General features: G+C 37.6%; 17 protein-coding genes. 15 read left to right on the plus strand and 2 right to left on the minus strand.

All coding sequences use genetic code 11. From position 1 onward, the window contains the following. Positions 1 to 174 precede the first annotated feature (174 nt). Both ACQKEV_RS03820 and ACQKEV_RS03825 read left to right on the plus strand, forming a co-directional pair. Positions 175 to 384, plus strand: a complete 210-nt coding sequence (locus ACQKEV_RS03820; RefSeq protein ID WP_427443518.1) for a hypothetical protein — start codon at positions 175 to 177, stop codon at positions 382 to 384. A 609-nt stretch (positions 385 to 993) separates the two neighbouring features. Beyond that, on the plus strand, positions 994 to 2,280 hold the full coding sequence (locus tag ACQKEV_RS03825; protein WP_427457712.1) for an ATP-binding protein: 1,287 nt from the start codon (positions 994 to 996) through the stop codon (positions 2,278 to 2,280). Between the two features lie 183 nt (positions 2,281 to 2,463). Here the strand turns inward: ACQKEV_RS03825 and ACQKEV_RS03830 are convergent, their stop codons facing one another. Then, positions 2,464 to 3,144 (minus strand): carbonate dehydratase, encoded by a 681-nt coding sequence (locus tag ACQKEV_RS03830; RefSeq protein ID WP_427443522.1) that lies wholly within the window; start codon positions 3,142 to 3,144, stop codon positions 2,464 to 2,466. Between the two features lie 427 nt (positions 3,145 to 3,571). Between ACQKEV_RS03830 and ACQKEV_RS03835 the strand changes: the two genes are divergently transcribed. The 10 genes from ACQKEV_RS03835 (at position 3,572) to ACQKEV_RS03880 (ending at position 13,288) form a co-directional block, all read left to right on the plus strand. Further along, positions 3,572 to 3,793: a hypothetical protein gene (locus ACQKEV_RS03835; RefSeq protein WP_427443524.1), complete on the plus strand. Its 222-nt coding sequence runs from the start codon at positions 3,572 to 3,574 to the stop codon at positions 3,791 to 3,793. A 427-nt stretch (positions 3,794 to 4,220) separates the two neighbouring features. Next, a complete protein-coding gene (locus tag ACQKEV_RS03840; RefSeq protein ID WP_427443526.1) occupies positions 4,221 to 5,444 on the plus strand; it encodes a helix-turn-helix transcriptional regulator in 1,224 nt (407 codons plus the stop codon). A gap of 14 nt (positions 5,445 to 5,458) precedes the next feature. Next, positions 5,459 to 6,241, plus strand: coding sequence for a hypothetical protein (locus ACQKEV_RS03845; protein ID WP_427443528.1), 783 nt, complete (start codon positions 5,459 to 5,461; stop codon positions 6,239 to 6,241). After that, entirely contained in the window at positions 6,241 to 6,522 is a 282-nt protein-coding gene (locus ACQKEV_RS03850; protein WP_427443530.1) for a hypothetical protein, read from the plus strand. The genes ACQKEV_RS03845 and ACQKEV_RS03850 overlap by 1 nt, the downstream gene beginning before the upstream one ends. A 50-nt stretch (positions 6,523 to 6,572) precedes the next feature. After that, complete coding sequence (locus ACQKEV_RS03855; RefSeq protein WP_427443532.1) at positions 6,573 to 8,015, plus strand: hypothetical protein; 1,443 nt, start codon at positions 6,573 to 6,575, stop codon at positions 8,013 to 8,015. A gap of 122 nt (positions 8,016 to 8,137) precedes the next feature. Beyond that, complete coding sequence (locus ACQKEV_RS03860; protein ID WP_427443534.1) at positions 8,138 to 8,380, plus strand: hypothetical protein; 243 nt, start codon at positions 8,138 to 8,140, stop codon at positions 8,378 to 8,380. Further along, entirely contained in the window at positions 8,377 to 9,768 is a 1,392-nt protein-coding gene (locus ACQKEV_RS03865; RefSeq protein ID WP_427443536.1) for an SIR2 family NAD-dependent protein deacylase, read from the plus strand. The genes ACQKEV_RS03860 and ACQKEV_RS03865 overlap by 4 nt, the downstream gene beginning before the upstream one ends. Beyond that, a complete protein-coding gene (locus tag ACQKEV_RS03870) occupies positions 9,752 to 10,717 on the plus strand; it encodes a hypothetical protein (protein ID WP_427457715.1) in 966 nt (321 codons plus the stop codon). The genes ACQKEV_RS03865 and ACQKEV_RS03870 overlap by 17 nt, the downstream gene beginning before the upstream one ends. A 26-nt stretch (positions 10,718 to 10,743) precedes the next feature. Beyond that, positions 10,744 to 12,009, plus strand: coding sequence for an ADP-ribosylglycohydrolase family protein (locus tag ACQKEV_RS03875; protein WP_427443540.1), 1,266 nt, complete (start codon positions 10,744 to 10,746; stop codon positions 12,007 to 12,009). 547 nt (positions 12,010 to 12,556) lie between these two features. Continuing rightward, on the plus strand, positions 12,557 to 13,288 hold the full coding sequence (locus ACQKEV_RS03880; RefSeq protein WP_427443542.1) for a hypothetical protein: 732 nt from the start codon (positions 12,557 to 12,559) through the stop codon (positions 13,286 to 13,288). A 279-nt stretch (positions 13,289 to 13,567) separates the two neighbouring features. On the opposite strand, the gene ACQKEV_RS03885 is transcribed toward ACQKEV_RS03880, so the two are convergent. Beyond that, positions 13,568 to 14,533 carry a hypothetical protein gene (locus ACQKEV_RS03885; RefSeq protein WP_427443543.1) on the minus strand — a complete coding sequence of 322 codons (966 nt, stop codon included), beginning with the start codon at positions 14,531 to 14,533 and terminating at the stop codon, positions 13,568 to 13,570. 582 nt (positions 14,534 to 15,115) lie between these two features. Between ACQKEV_RS03885 and ACQKEV_RS03890 the strand changes: the two genes are divergently transcribed. Genes ACQKEV_RS03890 through ACQKEV_RS03900 form a run of 3 tightly spaced genes read left to right on the plus strand, consistent with a single transcriptional unit; the run spans position 15,116 to position 20,052 of the window. Continuing rightward, complete coding sequence (locus ACQKEV_RS03890) at positions 15,116 to 17,284, plus strand: hypothetical protein (protein ID WP_427457718.1); 2,169 nt, start codon at positions 15,116 to 15,118, stop codon at positions 17,282 to 17,284. Continuing rightward, positions 17,262 to 19,121, plus strand: coding sequence for a hypothetical protein (locus ACQKEV_RS03895; RefSeq protein ID WP_427443547.1), 1,860 nt, complete (start codon positions 17,262 to 17,264; stop codon positions 19,119 to 19,121). Before ACQKEV_RS03890 ends, ACQKEV_RS03895 begins: the two co-directional genes overlap by 23 nt. Beyond that, entirely contained in the window at positions 19,111 to 20,052 is a 942-nt protein-coding gene (locus tag ACQKEV_RS03900; protein ID WP_427443548.1) for a hypothetical protein, read from the plus strand. The genes ACQKEV_RS03895 and ACQKEV_RS03900 overlap by 11 nt, the downstream gene beginning before the upstream one ends. The last annotated feature ends 93 nt before the right edge of the window (positions 20,053 to 20,145 follow it).

The following is a 20,145-nucleotide window of genomic DNA, read 5'->3' on the forward strand; positions in this document are numbered from 1 at the left end:
TGAACACATGGAATAGGTTGTTTAGTCGTATTTCCTAAAACAAAATACAAACTTTAAAACTATAAAAACGATTCTATATAACCACATAATAATTCCATAATTTTTTCCATTGGATGATATGATATTTACATTGTATAGGAATAAAGAGACATATGATGGGTTAGGGGATTGGGTATGATGCAAGTGGTAATGTTGTGGCACAGAGGTTGTTTATGTTATCAAAAAGCGTTGTTAAATGGGGCACTCTGCCCAGACCTGAGAATCAAAATTATCAACAAAATTGAAATGCATAGTAATAAGTTAAATCAAGCGAGAATGTCTAAAGAATTGAAGAATGATAGTAGAATCAGAGGGAACTTTGAGGAGTTAAAATTAGAAAGCTGACGGATACCTTCGTCGGCTTTTTTTGTTGGTTCAATCAATCGGGTACCTGTGTAAAAAACAATTCAGATTATACACGACAATTGTATGTGAATTAAACCTGAAGGTTATAGGTGAGGGATTTCTTATTCAATGGTTTGGATAAATTCTCATTCATGTAAATTGTCATAATTAATGTGGTGCCACCCATGACAATTTCAGATTAAATTGAAATGAAAAACGCGGCCGAATATTCGACCGCGTTTTTACTTGGTTAGAGGAGAGTTTTAACCATGAAGAGCTTTCTACTGTCATGTGTCATGTGAATCCCCCAAGTCCCGGAGCAGATTCGCATAATTTGGATGAAGAGTTCATTTCGAATTCGACCTGAATTTTTCCGGTTGATAAATGGGAATCGTGGGGTAGCGAAGGCAAGGTGCATTGGGGTGAAAGAGTTATCATCCTATTATATAACAGAATTACAGCATAGGCAGATTTTTACATTTGAGGAGACGGATTGAAAGTAGGTAACCTAAAAGCCTTTTATATTTGATATCGCTATATAGTCAGAATGTTTGAAAAAGACTATAATAGATTGATTGAAGAATTAATTACTATAAAAGGTGTGTATTCGTGAAGCATTTTAAACAACATAAGAACCAAAAACTATATTACCTCACCGCATTTGTTTCCACCATTCTAATGGTGATTGGAGTTTTGTTCTTCAATCCGAGATCTGGCGTAACAGATCCTGGATACATGTTTCATTGTGTATTAGTCTTATTATTGTCATCGAGTTTGTTTATCTATCCGAAATATGAAAGCCATTTTTTTAGAAAGATCATTATTACAATCGCCTCTATTTTCTTTTATATGCTTTTCTTTTTGTATCCTGATACATGGTCTTCGTTTACGTTACTATGTTTTATTCCGGCGTTTTCGATCTTGTTTTTTGATTCGAAGTTGTTTTATTTCTCATTTTTCTTCAATTTCCTGTTGATTACGTTAACGTTCATTTTTATTATTTTCTTCGACCAGGGAAATGATTTTGCGCATATCAAGCTGGATGCATTTGGGAATATCAACAATTTTGTGGGGACCCAAGTCATCCTCTATTTCATTTTTCATTTAACTTCAAAGAGAATCAAAAAACAGCAAATGTATTATGAGAGATTACAGCAATCCGAGAAACTGAAAACAACGGGCCAATTAGCTGCTGCATTCGCACATGAAATACGAAATCCGCTCACGGTAGTCAAGGGATTATTGCAGTTTTATGAGACAAACAATTCATTCAGCAAGGAAGGGAAATCGCACTTATCATTGATGATTGATGAGCTGAAGACAGCGGAACATGTCTTATCCCAATTTTTGGCCATCGCAAAACCGGATGAACATCAACACCTTGAAACCGTAAATGTCCGGGATGCCTTGCAAAGTGTGACAGGTTTGCTCATGTCCTATGGACTTTACCATCAAAATAAGATTGACTTGCAGATCGATGAAGACTTATATATAACTGCCAACACCATTGAATTTAAACAATTATTCATGAACTTAGTGAAAAATGCCATTGAAGTTTCTACTAATGAAGATTTTGTTGTCATCAGGGCAGAGCAAAAAAACAAAGAAATTATTATAAAAGTAATCGATGAAGGTTTTGGCATGTCAGAAGAACAAGTACAAGCCTTGGGTACGCCATTTTACTCATTAAAAAGTAAAGGGACCGGACTCGGACTCATGATTTGCTTTAACATTGTTGAAAAATACAAAGGAACTATTAGGTTCCAAAGTGCATTGAATCAAGGTACTACTGTGACCGTACGGTTTCCTATGATGTGTTCAAAATTACTGGGAAGCGACGGACACACACCTACCGCAAGTTTACCAATCAGAAAAGAGCCTAGCGAAGTGAAATAGTCACTTTGTTAGGCTCTTTCATTCTTTGGTCGGCACTTCTCTTCAATCCAGAAAAAACACGACAATTGAACGTTTAATGCTCGTCACTATATTGGAGAAAGTAAAAACGGCCGACAATGATTCGGCCGCTTTTTCTATTTATTGGGACGTGTTGACCAAACAGATAACCAAATGCAATGTTACTCAATGGGTAAATGCCAGACCACACGAACAACGATGTGTTCCGAATAATAGATGATAAGAGGACGGGAATTCTTGGTTCACGCGCTGAACTTCAATTGCAAATTCTTCGCTGTCTTTTGGTACTTGCGATAGCATATCTGCTTTTTCTTGTGTATCAATATGTGCTCCGGGTGGTACGAATCGATTTGGTGGAATTCTTACACCGTTGGTTATAATCGCATCGTAAGATATAAATGCGCCATCTTCGACGATGGCATTATAAACCATCGCCCTGAATCCGACAAATACGTGATTTCCTATGAAACAGGGACCGTGAATAAGTGATCCATGTGCAATTGTCACTTCATTTCCAATAAAAATTGAATAGCTATGATTTCCCACCAAATAACGTTTATTTAATAAGCCATGTAAAATGACACCGTCCTGAATATTGACATTAGACCCAATATGAAAGGGTGTTCCTTCATCTGCACGGATACTGACATTTGAAGCAATATAGACGTTATCATTAATGAAAACATCACCGATGACACTGGAAAATGGACTAATAAATGCGGTTTCATCAATACGTGGATAACGTTGAACCGGATTAAATGAAGTGATGGGATTGGCACTGATAAATGGTTTGAAGCAATTGGAAGAGTCATTTGAGAATGGTTGAAAACCGTTGTTCTTACTCAATTTTTCACCGCTTTCACAGATTACTATTTAGTTATTTTATGTGAAAGAAAATGAAATAGAATAAATGAATTCAGTGGGTGACATACAGAGCTGACCATTATAAAAATGAAAAGTAATTTCAACGATGCAATTTCATTTTCCTTCAGTATGACCCTTTTTGTTCAAGAAATGGCTGGCAAATATACAAATGGTAATAAGTTGCTTAAGAATTGCAACTCAACTTCTTTCATTAAAGGTTTATTGAATCCCATTTAGCATAAAAGACAATAGTATATAAAACTATAAGAATCCTGAGTGAAATTGCAGGGTTCTTTTTTTGTATAAAGATGAATACAATAGTAGCTGAAAATTGAGAGTGCTTCTTAAACTGCAGTAAAAAGTAGTCTGCGTCCGAGTAATGGTTATTAAAATGAAAGAGGGTTTTCGTATGTCGAGAAGATGGAGTGGAACAAAGGGGCATGAAATAATTTTGAACACGGTGAGAAACTTGCATCCAAGTGTGAGTAGTCGAGATGCATGTGATGAAATGATGAGAATTAACGAACAAGTATTTGAAGAAGAGGGAAGATTAAATGGCATATCGGATGCTATTTATAGGAAGTTTTGTTCCGTAAGACAAGATTTTAACAAGGGGTTAAGTTCAATATAAATGAAGAACTTGCAAAAGAAATACATAATGAACATTCAAAGTGGTTGTTAACGAAAGAAGCAGCAATACTGGTATGCAGGAAATGAGATTACATCGGAAGAAATTTTGCTGCAAACAGAAAAACAGCACGAAAGGGCATTAAGTCAAGGTCCTTCTCAATTTCTGAAATAACCTAATGTACACTCGTTGGTTTATACCCTTTCCCTAGACACGTTTGGCATACTCGGAAAACGCAGTTTTCATTTGTATCCAATCCTTTGGGTAGCTTTGTTTGAAACTTTGACGAGGGATGAACATAAAAAACCATTTTAATTATTTTTTTAATTTTAATAATTGGCCACAGTACATTGTGCTGTTAGTGGCAGTTATATTGTAAATAGTTCCTTGACAACTGAATAAAAAATAATTGAGACTGTGGGATGATCAAATGCCAGAGTTAATAGCGAAATTAAGAAAGGGCTTGGGAGTGATTAGTATTTATCTCGAGCCTAATAATAAAAATTTCCTATATTATGCGGACGTAGAAGGATTCGTATCTGAAGTGACGGGAGAGACCTCGTTCCTCACTCGTAAAGTAAGTCGATTCCCGGAATTATTAAAACTGTTAAAGCTTCACTTTAACAAATGGCATGAGCTTGAACTGGTATTATGTACCAAATTCGAAAAAGACATCCGGAAATCGTTAATCGGTGCAAAAACACATTATAGTTCACAGTTAAGAATTCTTGACCTATTTTATCATTTGCAAAAAGAAAAAGTCATTGATGTCCAACAAGCAATGAGGGATTATGGTGTACACAAAGAAACGATTAAAAGTGATGTTTATTTGATGAGAGAAGTTTTAGAAGACGATTTCGTCCATATCATGGCAAACGACCTAGGGAACACGTACGAAATTTCTGCATCTGACCAGTTTTCTTTCGGTGATGCGTTTGCATTATTACTGCTGATCTACCATAACCAAAGCCTCAATTTAAAAGAAGTGAAGCTCCTTCAAAACAAAATCATCAATCAGTTCTCGAATGCTGAGCAATACCGTCTTCGAACATTTTTTCAGAGTTACGAGTATTACTACCACGAGTTTGTTTCAAGGGATCTTCTTCCAGATATTGAGAGGATTTTTATAGCGATTCAGCAACATAAATTAGTGTCATTTACTTACAAGAAATATGATGGCAGATATAAAGTTCGTAAAGTAAAACCATTGACGATTATTTTGCATGATAAAGCATATTATTTAGTTGCACAAGAAATAGAAAATGGAAAGGATTCTCCGAGCAACTTTGGAATGGACCGTATCTTTGATATCCGAGTATTGAATGACACCTTCATTCCCGGTAGAGACAAAGACAGGTTCCAGCCAGGGAAGTATGCCAATCAATCATTTAATATGTTTATCGGAGAAGTTATAACCGTTACTCTGAAAGTTCAGTCAGGCATTAGACCATATTTTTTTCGTAGATTTCCTTCGGGCAAAATTATAAGGGAAGACGAGAATGCATTTGTGGCAGAAGTGGAAGTTGCCGGTACAGAAGGGATTATTTTTTGGATTCTTTCGCAAAAGGTTGATGTAGAAGTACTTCATCCGATAAGTCTTAGAGAAACATTGAAACAGTTATTGATTGATATGTTAAAACTTTATACCGACTAAGGGGGAGATTTCGGGTGGTAGATATTAACACTTTTGATTACTATGTTGCTTTTCTGAAAGAAAATGATCCAAATGGTCGTCCGACATTTACTTATGAACATTACGATTACTCAGGGAGTCACGCAACTTTAGGAAGATGTTTAATCATACATTTTAATAAGTCTCATCCGGAAGTTATCGATGATGCTATTCAATTATTGAATGGTGCTGTTGAAAAAATGTTCGAAGAAAAGTATGAAGACGGAAAAATTGATTTTGATCAAGTTATTTGGGGATACAATGACCTTGCTGTTTGGCATGCAAATTATAAAAAAGATATGGAGAAAGCGCTGCATTTTGCAAATAAAGGAATCGAAATGCTTCAGACAGTAGCTGATTGTGATTTATCGTTCGGTGTACGTGGTCAGTTATGGTTCAACCGTTGGGTATCCTCTCTTAAATTAGGAAGAGAAGAAGCAATGTTGAAGGTATGTCGTGAAAAAATTACTGAGGCTAGTTTGAGAAATTCGAATTATACATCCAACAGTATGCTGTATTACGGCTATCAATTTTTAGCATTTGTATCTAAAAGTCACAATGACATGATTCAGGCAATTGGATACTTAGAAGAATCCGTAAAGTATCTTGACCTCCAAGTTGAAGTTCGAAAGTATCAGTTGAAACAATATCACGAAATTCTGGAACTAAAAGAGTCAGATCCAGACGAATGCTATAAACAATTAGAACAACTACTAGATATGGTGAGTTCTCTACATCAAGCTTGGGATTTTGATTCTAGTATTTGGGAGAATAGTTAATGAAAGAGACAACTATGGTTTGTAGTGTTTGCTGTGAAAATATAGCGTTGGGGGTGTTTGCGTCTAGAATTGCTCCAGTTAGTTGTGCGTATTGCAAAAAATGTATGGAAAGAAGAGCAGAACCATACGGTGTATTGGTGACCAAAGTTGCTCACCTTATGTCGCAAAATCCTGATTATCAATTAAGTCCTAGATTAATTATTGTGAAGCTAGCTACACTGTCTATCAATGATAAAACAGAGGAAATGTTTATCGAAGACGTGAGAAATCGGATGCTTTAAATGTAATTCTTGCAATCGGAGAGTAAATTTAATATACAGGGGGAATTTGGATGGAAAAAGAGTTTTTGAAGTTGATTTCTATTTTAATTGATCAGGAACCAAGCCGTTTAATAGCTGACGATCAAGAGAAATTGCATGACTTAAGTAAACGGTTTAATGAGGCATTAAAAATTAAAAGGCTAGAAGAGAAATTTCATACGGAAATGATGTTTGATAATGAGAACTATTTGATTCCACCGGTTCCGTTTGCGAGCACAAATGATGATGGCAAACCGTTAGCATTTGCAATTATGGGGCTTAATCCAAAGTTGTTTTTAGAGAATGACTCGACAATTGAAGAAAAGCGGCACGCCGGCAATACATGGGAAGAGTACGCTGTTTCTTATACAACCAATCAGAGGAATAGTACTGATATCGGAAGCTTTTATAGAAAACTTACCGTTGTAATGGAATCCTTGAAAAATGGAAAATTAGTTAAATGGAATGAAATCGTTAGCGGCTGCAGAAATGCTCAAGAGAGGCTGGCAACTTATCTCAATATCGTTGAAAAAGATCCTATTATAGTCGGGGAATTCATACCACTTCATTCATCCAAAATTGGTTCATATAATAAAGCAACCGTACAGAAGCTATTTCAGGAAATCGGAGAGTATAAACCTTATTTAACAGAGCTATTTCAAATCATCTCCAGCAATCTTGCCTTAGATGGCTGGTTAATTGCAAATGGAAGCGGAGCAAGCGCTGTTTTTGAAATATTTATTGAGAACGACATGCTTGAGGGCAGCTTTACTAAAATCCTTGATCAACGGGACCAGGCTTATACAGGTTACGTCTGGGAATATAATGGCGAGTGCCGAAAAGTCCTTCTATTGCACCAATTTTTGGGAACAATCGGCGGTAAGTTGAACGATTATGAGGACATCAGGGAAATGGTAACAACTGTCATAAACGCGTTTAAAGCACCTCATTCGGTCCAAGCAACTGAAATTGTGGATAAACATGATGAAGTAGAAAAAAAGAAGAAAGAACCCAAACGAAAAATAGACAATGGGTATGAAAGTTTCGGCGAATATGCAGAGGTTGCGGAGAAAATCGATCAATTTATTTTAAATGGAATGAGTGAACCAAATCATCGCTTGTTGAATGTTAAAGGAGGTTTGGCATATCACCCTGAACCGAACCGAAGTATGTTTAGCTTCGCAAAACTATGCAATGAAAATCATCCTTTTCTTCTCCTTCGTTTTGGGAAGAAGTCGGAGGGTGATCATTTAGGTGCCGTAAAACAGCTTGAATTTGATCGTAAGCTTAAACAGCAGCAGCATAGAAATGTAAATCATATTTATGAATATCCTAATGAAGCTTTTATCTATTTGAAAAACCTAGCCGAAGATGAAAGCAATGAAACTTGGAATCTTGTGAAAGAAAACCTTCGAGAAGCTTATCGTGTTTATTACAAAGTGAGTGAACAAGAAACTCTAGAATTCCAGATTTAGTTAAAGTAAGAATACTATACAAAACCGTGTGTCCTTTGCATTTAGCGGATATACGGTTTGTTTTTTCTGGAGAAAAAGGAGGTGCCAGCATATTAGCATCTGGATGAACTGCCAAGGCGGATGTGGTTACCGGGACACCTCAGATTATAGATGGTATATTTGCAGCGAATGCGGCAGAAGAATCTGCTTTACCTGTGCAGCAAAAGAACACCAGTGCAGTAATTGCACGTATGGAAGAATGGAACCTTCCAAAATATGAACGCCAAACTCCTTTCTATTTGAAAGGAGTTTGTTTTGCGGTTAAAGGGGCTTTTAGCTGGGACGGTGTACAGTGGAAACATAGGTGGAAGGGGATGAAAGTATGAAACATGTATTGATGGTGTCTGATGATTTTTACAAAAAAGATCTGCGAGTGGGAGATGAAATGGGTCAATTAGTTGGCCGTTTGAAGGTGCTGGATCTTGCTCATGAAAATGAATTTGGAACGTTTATTTTATGTGAGTATTTTGACACAGCTAAAGAAGAAGGAACTGAAACGAAGTGGACCAAGAAGAACGGCATCGCACCAAAAGCTGGCAACCCTTTAGAAATTGTGGGCACCATTCATATCCCAGGTTATCGCAATCTGATGAGAGGAATTGGTTTCTTTGTTAAAAATCATGATTCAAATGAAGTATTGGGCATGTCTTATCAGCAGGCATGGAATGCCATCTTTCATGAAGGGGCAAGAAATGCTCTGGCCACGTCCAGTCATTTGAATAATTTTCACACCCAGCTGATCGATACAGTGGATGGCCTTCCTGCTTTAGATAGTTGCTATTGGAAAATCCCTGCCTATAATTCCGAGGGTGAGCCCTTTGCTCCTTTTACAAAGGCGGCATTGGCTCAACTGAAAAATGGTATGAGACATGCTGTATCTGGCCTGGTGCGGGAGCGGGCACAACAATCGTCAGTGGATCCTTCCTTTGAGGACCTTTCCGATATTGCCAAAATCCGTCCTTTATCGAAGATTGCAGTACTTTCTGGGGCTGGGTTAAGTACGGCCAGCGGGATTCCCGATTATCGCTCATCGGTAGAAAGTTTATGGAGAAAAAATCCGGATGTATTGTCAAAGCTTAATCAAGCAAGCTTTGAACGCAATCCTGATGACTTCTGGAAGGCCATGTATGAGCTTATCGAGAAAACCTTGGAACCTATAACACCATTCCCAACTCATGAAGCTTTGGTCGCAACGATCCAATCGCTCCAGCCGAGTTTTGGCCATCGTTTTCTTGCATGGATAGCGCAGGAACTTCAAAAGGATGTCACCATCATCACTCAGAATATTGATGGACTGGATAAAAAAGCAGGCAGCGAAAAGGTAATTGAAATGCATGGGAATATTCATGAATGTGTATGTCCTGAATGCAGCCGATTGTACCCATTAGTAAATGTGTTGAAAAAGAATGAGGCACCTATCTGTGATTGTGGAGCAGTGCTTCGGCCAAACGTTGCGTTTTTCGGCGATATGGTTCAAGGGTACGATGAGGCGAAGGACACAGTGAAAAATGCAGATCTCATTTTAGTAGTAGGAACTTCTTTGCAAGTCGCTCCATTTAACCAACTGATTCTAGAGAAAAATGAACACGCAAAAGTTGTGTTGATTAATGATTCACCTATCGAGCATCTGGAGACTGATTACGCTCTATATGGGCAAATCCCAAGTATCTTCCACAAGCTAAAAGAGTTGTGGGGATTTGATCATAAGGAATGAAGGTGATGTGGTTGTGATAAGGGAATATAGCTATCAGTGTGAGTGTGGATGGAACGGGCAATGGGTGAGTGGCGGATTCCGAGTTCAAATCCCTTTGCTTGATAAAATTGAGCAGCAACTATTGGAGGCAGTTCACCCAACAGCAAAAGCTGCATGGCGAAAACTCTATCGAAATATATTAAGAGAGGAATTACCATGTGCGCATATCACCAGTCAAAGCGGGTTTCTTGTTTGTCGGCATTGTAAACATGGTTATAACCAAGAAGATTACTATGATTCTAAGACAGGAGATTATTTGCATCCATTAATTTGCAGCCACTGTGGAGATTCTGCGACTATCCTTTATCGTCCACAACAAATCCCTTGCCCTGCATGCCAGGCTTTGTTAGAAGGAAAGTCGGAAGTCTCTTCAGATGAATTCCTGAAAATCATCCTTAGAACTAGCAAGATCCAATTCATTGACCATCAATCGGATGAGCTACTGATCCTTGTCGGCGAAAAGGCGAAAATGAATGTTGTTGATTCAGTGAGTAATTTGTTGATCGAGCAAAAGGAACCACTTTATGCTCAAGAAGACGGCTTTGCCCTTTTACAAGTGCTTTCAAAGGCTAAGAAGGTTATTCTTCATACAAACTTTGATGACCCATATGAATCCAAGCTATCATTTCTGTTAGCAAAGCATATACGTTCGCTAAACTGTGAAGTTGTGTCCATTGTGACGACTCCTCCAATTTTTGAGGGACGAAAAAGGATGGAAAGCATCATGCAGCAAATCATGAAACTGCAAAGCTATTCCAATCGTACGATCTTGGTATCAGGATCTGCTCTGGAAAGAAAGTTTGGAACAACCATTGATTTGTATAACGAGCATATGCCGAAGCAAGTTAGCCAAGAAATCCAAACTGTACTTGAATCCGGTTTTTATTCATTTAATCAAGATTTCACATGACATGACGATAGATTGGAGAGTTGAGGATGCTCAATAAAATCAAAGGGGCATTATTTGGTGTAGCCATTGGGGATGCACTTGGAGCAACAACAGAATTTATGACACAGAATGAAATTCAGGATCAGTACGGAAAAGTTACAGACTTCATTGGCGGTGGGTATTGGCAGCTGGAACCAGGTGAAGTAACAGATGATACCGAGATGACGATAGCTGTGATAAAAGGAATCATGGCTAACTCTGCAGAGCCAATTGATGAGATTGGCAACCAATTTTTGTACTGGAGAAAATCTGATCCTGTTGATATCGGGATCATCATTCTTACAGTGCTGGATCAAGTTCAGGGAAATTGGTTTGAAGCAGCAGAGGCCACCCATCAACAGCTGAATGGAATGAGTGCTGGAAATGGAAGTTTGATGAGATGTCTGCCAATTGCTCTAGCCTATCCGGATAAGAATAGAATCAAAGAACTCTCAATCCAGCAATCCAAAATGACGCATTATGATGATCTAGCAGCAGAAGCTTGTGTCATTTATAACCTGATAGCTTGTCGGGTTTTGGCTGGGGAAGAGCTGAAAACTTCTATATTAACGGAAATCAAAGATACCCGATATGATACTAACTATGATCAAGAACCCGATTGTCCGCCAGATGGATATGTAGTTCATACCATGAGATGGGTCATCTACTGGCTTCTAACTTGTGAAACCTTTGAGGAGGTTGTCATTGAAGCGGCAAACAAAGGAAATGACAGTGACACCATAGCGGCCATTGCAGGAGGGTTGAAAGGATTGGACGTTGGTTTTAGCCAACTCCCAAAAAAGTATACATTAAACCTATTATGCGAAAGAAGCCTTGATTCCTTTGCCTATATCCTATTTCTGATTCGGGATCAAAATACAGGACAAATAATCAAAAATTTAGACCGGGTTATTCTGGACTTAGGCAATCAAGCAAACCTACTGGAAGAAATGGTTGAGCAAGGGAAGACGCGTGAAGAAAAGCAAAATGTGCTTAATGGAATTAAGGATCATATATACCTCTACAGATTATCATTCAACGATGGAGATCACGATTACGAGGCGAAAATAAAAACATGGAGCATGTCAGTGATGCGATATCTTCGCACACAAAGGCTGTTAGACCTCGATGCACCTAAGATAATAATCTCGCATGAATTAAGTTGGCTTAGAACTATGATTGAACATATGGGAAAACGCTACTGTGGAATTGAACCTCAATTCACTGAAGAGGAATTGGAAGAATTAGAATTGGATTCACAGATAAGTTTTTGAAAATGCGCCACTGCTTCTGATATTTGACTGAATAATACAATCAAGCCGGCGAATTAGCATATTCGCCGGCTTATTTCATTTAATTCACACGTGAAGGCTAATTTTTCAGACGTCATCATTAAAAATCGGGTACCTGTGTAAAAAACAATTCAGATTATAAACGACAATTGCATATGATTTTCCGGGGCAGTTGTAGGTAAGATGTTTTTAAAGAAGGCGTCTGAATAAACTCTCATTCTCGTAAATTGTCATAATTTTAATGGGGCCATTCAGAACAATTTTAAGAAAGATTTTTGCTGAAAAATTTTGATGTTTATTCTTTTTTGCTTTATCACTCTTTGCACATGCATATATTGCGTACAAATTATTAATTGATGGCACCTTAAATTAGATGGTCGCTAACCTTATACAAAATTAATAATCGGCCGATATTACATCGACTGCTTCCTTGGAAAGCGGGTACCTGTGACAGTTGAAACTTTTGCTGCTTGTTTATTATGAATAAAGGTTTGCAACTATTTTGATTCCAAAAGGATTTTCCAGATATTTGTCGAAAGAAGGAAATAAGGAAAAGGGGATTAATAAATTCATATGGGGAGATGGGATAGAGATGGTGTCGGAAGCGGTATTGAAAGAAAAATACATAGTATGGGGGCAGTTTTTTCAATTAACTATTGCTAATGATTGTGCGTGGATGCGACCAGAGGCACGAATTGAACGAAGACAAAACACGAGTACGATTAATTCCAAAAAACAACGAACAGATGCAGTAATAGTGATGTTAAATCCGGGAAGTTGTAAGCCCATTATAGGTTCGCAATTCGGAGAGTGGACAGAAGCAATGCCAGATAAAACTCAGTTTCAACTAATGCGACTGATGGAGCACATGTCTTGGAACGAAATAAAGATAGTAAATTTATCCGATGTGTGCGAGGGGAACTCTAATGAGTTTTCAGGGCTACTAAAAAAATGTAAAGATGCGGGAGTCGTGCATTCTCGATTTGCGAATGATTCAGTGTCGGAATGGTCCAAAGTAATATCAAGTGCGGATCGACTCCTATATGGTTGGGGAGAAAAGCCAGAAGCAAAGAAAATGGCGAATGCATATGGATTGCTTGATTTGGACACCATGTTAACTACCTATGGAAAGAAGCCGATAGCGGTTTGGCATCCAGTGAAGGGATATCCGAAGCATCCGTATCCGTGGATACCGGAACGATGTGAGGCATGGTTGGAGGATATGGTGGAGATTCTGAGCGAAAAACGGGTGTTGGCATAAGCAGGGGACGGTAGAGTCTTTAAAGTAGAATCAGAAATAGAGAGATTGAGTAAACAGTAAGGGATTCGCAATATTCCACTTACTGTTTTTTTATGTGATTTTTTCATAAAACAAAAAGAACCGGTCGAAGTGACAGAATCACTTCAACCGGTTCTTTCTAATTCTCTGGGCTATGAAATAGCGAATGTTCTACTGTGTTCCGCAAATCCAAACTTAGGGAGGGTTTTCTCGATGCCTGAGATTTTGTAAACATAACTTTAATAGCGTCCATTTTTTCTTTTACGGGCTGAACATGGATAAAGTTACCTTGCGCTTTTTATGTGTTTTGCCTATGATTTGATACAGGTTTTTCTCAATATAACGTAGCTGTTGGTGATTAATTCTCTTTGTAGCAGCGATATCGTATTCCCATTTAGGTGGCTTAATAATATTTACATATTGCTTGCTTGTCCGAACGCGCTTGAAGTGACCTCGTACATAATCCCATGTGATATAATGCTTTTCAAACATTTCCTCATGTTCATTCTTTAGAAAAGGCAACACGATATATAAGTCCCCTTTTATTCCTTGAACTCGCTGATCATTTATGTCAGCCGTTGCTGTTTGCCAAGTGATATACGCTATACGGTTCTTGTAATCAGAATCCGTCTCTTCAGCTATTTTCTTCGGATAAGTTGGTTTTTGTTTTCTCGGAAATAATTCTACAATGATAAATGAAAAATCCCCATCCCCATCATAATCATAATTGGACAATCGCTTCTCCATTAGCCTTACATCAATCCACTTTCCATTTGTGTTTATATTCTTCACCATATCCCTCACAATCATCACAGCAGTAGATTCACTGCGTTCCACATATGCAATATAGGCTGTGTCGTATTGATGACGATTTTTTAATTGAGGCGGTTTAGCTACATTCATACCTTTTTGCTCTGCTTTATAAGTGGCATAATCGATATATTTCTCGATGTAATGAGCTCGCACTGCTTGCAAAGGCTCCCGATGTAATACTTTTCCCTGTTGTTTCTTACGCCTTTTTTGTTCCTCTATTTTTTGTTGAACTTCAGAACTATCTACAAGCATGCCATTCGTATACGTTTCACTACAGTCATAACAAATTTTCCATTGTTGAATCCATTGGTGCTTTACATCGAGTTCGCTGATTGTTTTCAAAAAATCTTTCACTTTCTTTTGCAACCGATTGTTTTCATTTACTACTTGTTTTCCACAAATGATACAGTCCATAGTACACCTCCTATCGTGATATGTAGCGTGAAAATACTTTATTTGACCCAGAAAAACATGTGAAATGATTATACTTTTCATAGCTTTTATTCATCATTATAGATTGGAGCGGTTTTAAAAACACAGAAATTTTTACAAAGTCTCCACACACAACAAAATCATAAATACATGCACAAAAGCGATTTATCTTAAGAGTGTAAAATTACAAATGTTTGATGTTGTTAACTCTCACAGACTAGGCGCCCAGTGTAATCAATTCAAGCTTCAAGCACAATAATAATTACCTTGTTTTATATACAAGAAAATGCCTCTCTGATTTTATTGTCAGAGAGGCATTTTCGTTGTGATGATGCTCAAGTGCCAGAAACAATCTTGAAAATCGCAATAAATGTGATTATTTAAACTATCTCGGAATGTTTCTGACACAGGAACATAAAAAATATGTAAGATTTACCAGAAAAATAGTTATTCATAAGATATAATAGTGATTATCGAATGGGAAATGAAGGACATTCTGAATGATAATATGCCCATAAGTATTTGGGTTAAATGTATCATTTAAAAATTTTAGGGGTGGTAAATGTGTTGAAAGAAGAAAAAGAATATTTAATAGAAAGTTATCATCGACATATTCGTGAATTAATTACTGAACTAGGTACTACAACATTTGCGGCAAGTTTGGATAAGCAAAAAGAGGAGATTTCACAGAAGCTATCGGTACTATACAACAAATTAACTCTCACAAATTTAATGGGAAATCGTACGTTATTAGCTATTACGGGGTTACAAGGAACTGGTAAAACCACAATTCTAAAAACCTTGTATGATTTACCGGCTTCTCTTTTGCCGGTGAATAGTTCACGTGGGGAACGTCTCCCTGTCTTTATTACAGAGAAAGATGTACAAGTAATTGAAACTTATGTCTATCGTGCAAAATCGAATGAAAATGGATTGTCTGTTGGGCGTGAATCAATCTCCATAGAAAAATTCAATGAAATCTCCTTATATCCATTACTCAATAAAGATTTATGGTTGGAGTGTATCGTCCCAAACCGATATTTATTTGATGAGAATAAATCCATCGTGTTGCTCCCGGGATTTGAAAAAGATAATGAAGACATTTCCCAGATGCTTCTTGAGCATATCTTATATTTATCCACTTCTTCAGTAATGGTATTGCGTAAAGATACTTATGCCCGTGAATCAACTCAAATAATGATGCGAAAAGTGAAAGAAGTATACAGAAACGTAAAACCAATTATTGCCCTATCCTTTGGAAATATAAATCCAGAGCAAAACGACAAGTTCAAACTAGAAATCCTGCAGGAATTTGAAATCGAGCCAGCAGAAAGCAATCGGGTAGTAGTGACCGGTCAAGGCCCCGATTATCCACAAACCTGGAAACAGGAATTAATGGCTTCAATAGATACATATTGCTATAGAAACAGTACAACTGATAATTTGCAAACTCAATTAATTCTAAACTTAACGAAACAAATCGATGATGTGATGTTGGATTTACGAAAAATGATGGAACAAGAAATGAAGAGTCGACAGTTGAACAATCAACTTTCAGGTGATCGTTATGATGTTTTGCTCCAATTTGAGGTCCAATATAAGAAATACTTGAGCGATTTAGAGGAAGCGATCAGCTCGGAGCTTTCACGGCGTGTTAAACCATCAACGGATGAACTGCGGAATTATTTAGCTGCCAATGCATCATGGACAAAGGAGCTAAAAACGAAATTCTTCGGTCAAAGGCCAGAAGAATTATATGCATTAGAAAATAAAATCCATGCCATTTGGAACAATCCTAATAATAAACAAGTAAGCATATTAAACAAAGGCGAGGAGAAGCCAGAAACATATTTAGAACCGAACTTGGAAATTTTAAAAGTGGTGTCCAATTACGTTGCGCAGGAAGGTAAGCAAGTAATTAAAGCTTTCGATGATAAAAAGGAAATCAATGATTCGGGACAAGAACTTTCTCCACTGGAATTGATGATGCAGGAAATATCAGCAACAGAGATTCGGTCACCACAGCTCTTAGAGTCAACTCCAATTGATAGAATCGATGCATACTTTACAAATAATGATACATTGCCAACATCTTTGAAACATGATGATTACAAAACGATGGCTGTTATGGGAGCCATGCTTATTCGTGAATCTTTCATCGCACAAGATATACATGAAAATGGTCATGCAACCTTGGATGAAAAGTTGCTTGATAAAGCATCAGCTGAGTTTGATTTAGCTTCAAACATGAATCAATTAGCTGTAGTTGCACCAAAACTACTAAAATCAATTCCACTTATTCTTGGCGTAGATGGCATTATTGATGGTGAGCTGGATTTGGTCAATCATGCAGTGTCAGCTTTGTCCAGTGTAGGTATTTCTATTACTGCCCCTCAACTTTTAGCCATTATGGGTGCAGGTTTCGCTGCTGCCTACGCGGCAAAAGCAATCCAGGAAAGTATGCGCAAAGCAAATGAAAGACAACTTCAATTAGCTCAGGCTGGGGAACGTGTATTCAACGAGCTTCCGCTAATTCAAGCAAAAGCATTCACCAATTCATTACGCCGCATTTACGAGAGAATGGCAGATCAGCTTTTATCCAGACATCTTGAGCTATCAGGACAGCATGATAAGGTCGGTGAAGTAGAGCAAATCAACTATACCATTCGAAAAATCTCATTGTTAAGCAATAAAATTAAGAGGGAAAAATATGAACAAACCGTATTTATATAAGTATGAGGAAACAAAGTGGGATTGGACGAAGTCTGCTGCCTCCCTTTTCATGAATGGATTTAAGCGATTCGATCAGAAAATTGATGATAAAGAGCAAGTCTATGTAGGAGTCTATGGTCCAACTCAAGTGGGAAAGACAACGTTTATATTAAGACTTCTGGGTATTGGATTCTCTCACTTGAACAAACTATCAGATTCATTACGTGGGGGACGGGAGAAAGGAAAGTCTGCAACTATTACGTGTACGATTTTTCAACGTTCTACAACCGCTGATTTTGAAGTGATTTGGCCATCTGGAGAAATCCATCTGGCAAAGACATTTAATGATCTTGAAAAAGTGATGGGTGATCTACGAGTTTCGATTTATAAGAACAAATCCTTTTCGCTAAAGCCTGTCATCGTAAAAATCCCGAAAAAGTATTTTAACCGTGCAGATATTGATAGTCGTGTCCGGGATTTATCGATTATCGATTTGCCTGGTGATGATAGCAAAGATAGTCAAGAAATGCTCCATGTTAATCGGGTATTAAAAGAGTATATTGCACGTTGTAAGGTATGCATCATTATGGAAATATCAAGTCAGATGACAGCGCTCACAAAGTTAGAAAAGGAGCTAGTTAAAGATTGGCTTGTCCTACCGGAACAGTTTCGCATTTTATTGACTCGGAGTGTATCGAATAGCTCGGTTATGGAGCAGATTGTTGCAAAGCAAATAATATCTGCTGAACAATTTAAGCAGATATATCATGACGAGCTCGCACGAGTTTGTGAGGAACATGAGCTAGCTACTGCTATTTATCCATTGGAATTTGGCGATTCGTGGGTGGACTTGAAGCAAGCATATCCGAAAATTTTTAATCTGGCGAGTAGATGGGTCGATGAAATCTTTGAAGAACTTGTTAAAGATTTAACGAATATAAACTCCCCTGAACAAGAAATTAAAAAGCTGAAATCGATTGAGCGGTTTATCGTGAAAGAGAGTCAAGATGAGCTAAACCGACTGCAGCATGAAATTGAGATAATGAATCTGGAGAAACAGGAGTTCCAACTAAATATCAATCATATGAAACAGCTGCTGGAGAAGGAAGAGAGAAAGCTTACTCGGCTGAAAGATGTTCAAAAAGATTGGTCCAGGTTTAACGTTCCGGCGTTCCCTTCGGTTAACTTTAATTCTTGGAGTAACCTAACGGTAGGAACTAAAAAGGCGAGTCATTTAAAATCTCAATTCCGTGGGAATGTCCGAGAGTTAGAAGATTTTGCGAAGGAACAAGTTGAACTCTTAAATATAAAAATTCGCGGAGATTGCCGTTTGATTTCCATTAATTTACCTGAAATGGATTTTCCTGAGGAGATATTTCGAACAAACTTACATTTTGATTATTTAATAGACCGCTATTTACTCGAGTCTAGCTATTCGAGTGACGTAAGCCATGCGAAGCGGAAACTAGCAGAGGTAATAGATCGCTTCGAGGAAGAACTCAATAGACATGTTAAAAAATGCTGTGACTTGTTAAAAGAGCCTTTTCGTAATCAGAAAGCTGCAATTAAGCTTGAAAAAGAAGAATTGAAACAGATGAACAAACAACTTAATGCAAAAAACAACAAACTCCAAGCGCTACTTGATGAGAAGCTAAAGGCTAAAGAGGAATGGAAGTCCGATATTGCTCGAGCGAACCAATTAGACTTTTTCCTGATGGAAAGCTTTGTCGATCAATCCAATGAATATAAAAGGAAATTGGATGATGTGAATTCAAATTTAAACGAGAAATGGTATGCGCATCAATATTGGAATGTCTTGAAAATGCAGGCAGAGAGGATTATAGATTATGTCGAGTAAAACAGTCGCAAATTATAAGCAGTCATTACGCGATTTACAAGAAGTGAATGATGCACTATTCTATGACGATTTAAAGAATCAAATGAACATTCACTTAGCGAGGCTTGAGGATGAATTCCAAAAAGTTGAGAAGTCTGCGGAATATGTGTCACGATCTATGGCACAAATTGAGCATAGCTTTCAAGCAACTTCTCAACAAGCAACTGCTGAGATGCGTATTGCAGCAAAAAACGCTGACGAAGTCATTCAGACAGTTCTATCTGAAGAAACAGTAAAACTAATGACTAAGCTGAATCAAGTATATGTTGCATTCCAGCAAATTGGCGAGCAGCAAAAGCATTTTGTAGAAGAACATTTTATTAAACAAGTAGAGCAGAATATAGCGGACATGAATGGCAAATTATCATCTACATTGACCGCCTATCAAGCTTCGATTACAAACATGCATGAGCAGTTAACAAACCTTGTAGAAAATCAACAAGCTGAAATTGAGAAGCGAGAAGCAAACTGGAAACAACTTGCGAATGATATCGATGCGAAGTATGAAGAACGATTAAAGACTTTTGAAGTAGCAAGTACTTTGCAATTTAAGGATATTCAGCATGTCCTTACAGGAGTGCAACAAATTAACAAGGAATTGATATCAGAGCAAACAAAGCAGCAAACAAAGGCAACTGCACAATTTGAACATCTAGAACAGGTAGTAGAACAAACTCAATCAAAACAAGAGTTAGCAATTATCAAGCAAAATGAAGTCCAGGATACTCAAGTAGGTAATTTTGTGCTAATGCAAAGAGAACAGCACGAGCAACTTCAACAATTACTGTCCATGCAGGCAGAGCAAGGTAAATCGATGCGCAAATGGTTAATTACACTTTCTATCGTTCAGGGTATTACAGTTGCTGTTGGGACAGGGTTGTATTTCTTCTAGATTTGAAGTACCTGTGCAACAAACTATTTAGATTATAAAAAAGTAGGGGTTAAAAAGGGCTGATGAAATTACTGTCCGGAGAAGGCAAGAAGA

The organism is Paenisporosarcina sp. NPDC076907, assembly GCF_050269735.1.
Lineage (GTDB): Bacteria > Bacillota > Bacilli > Bacillales_A > Planococcaceae > Paenisporosarcina.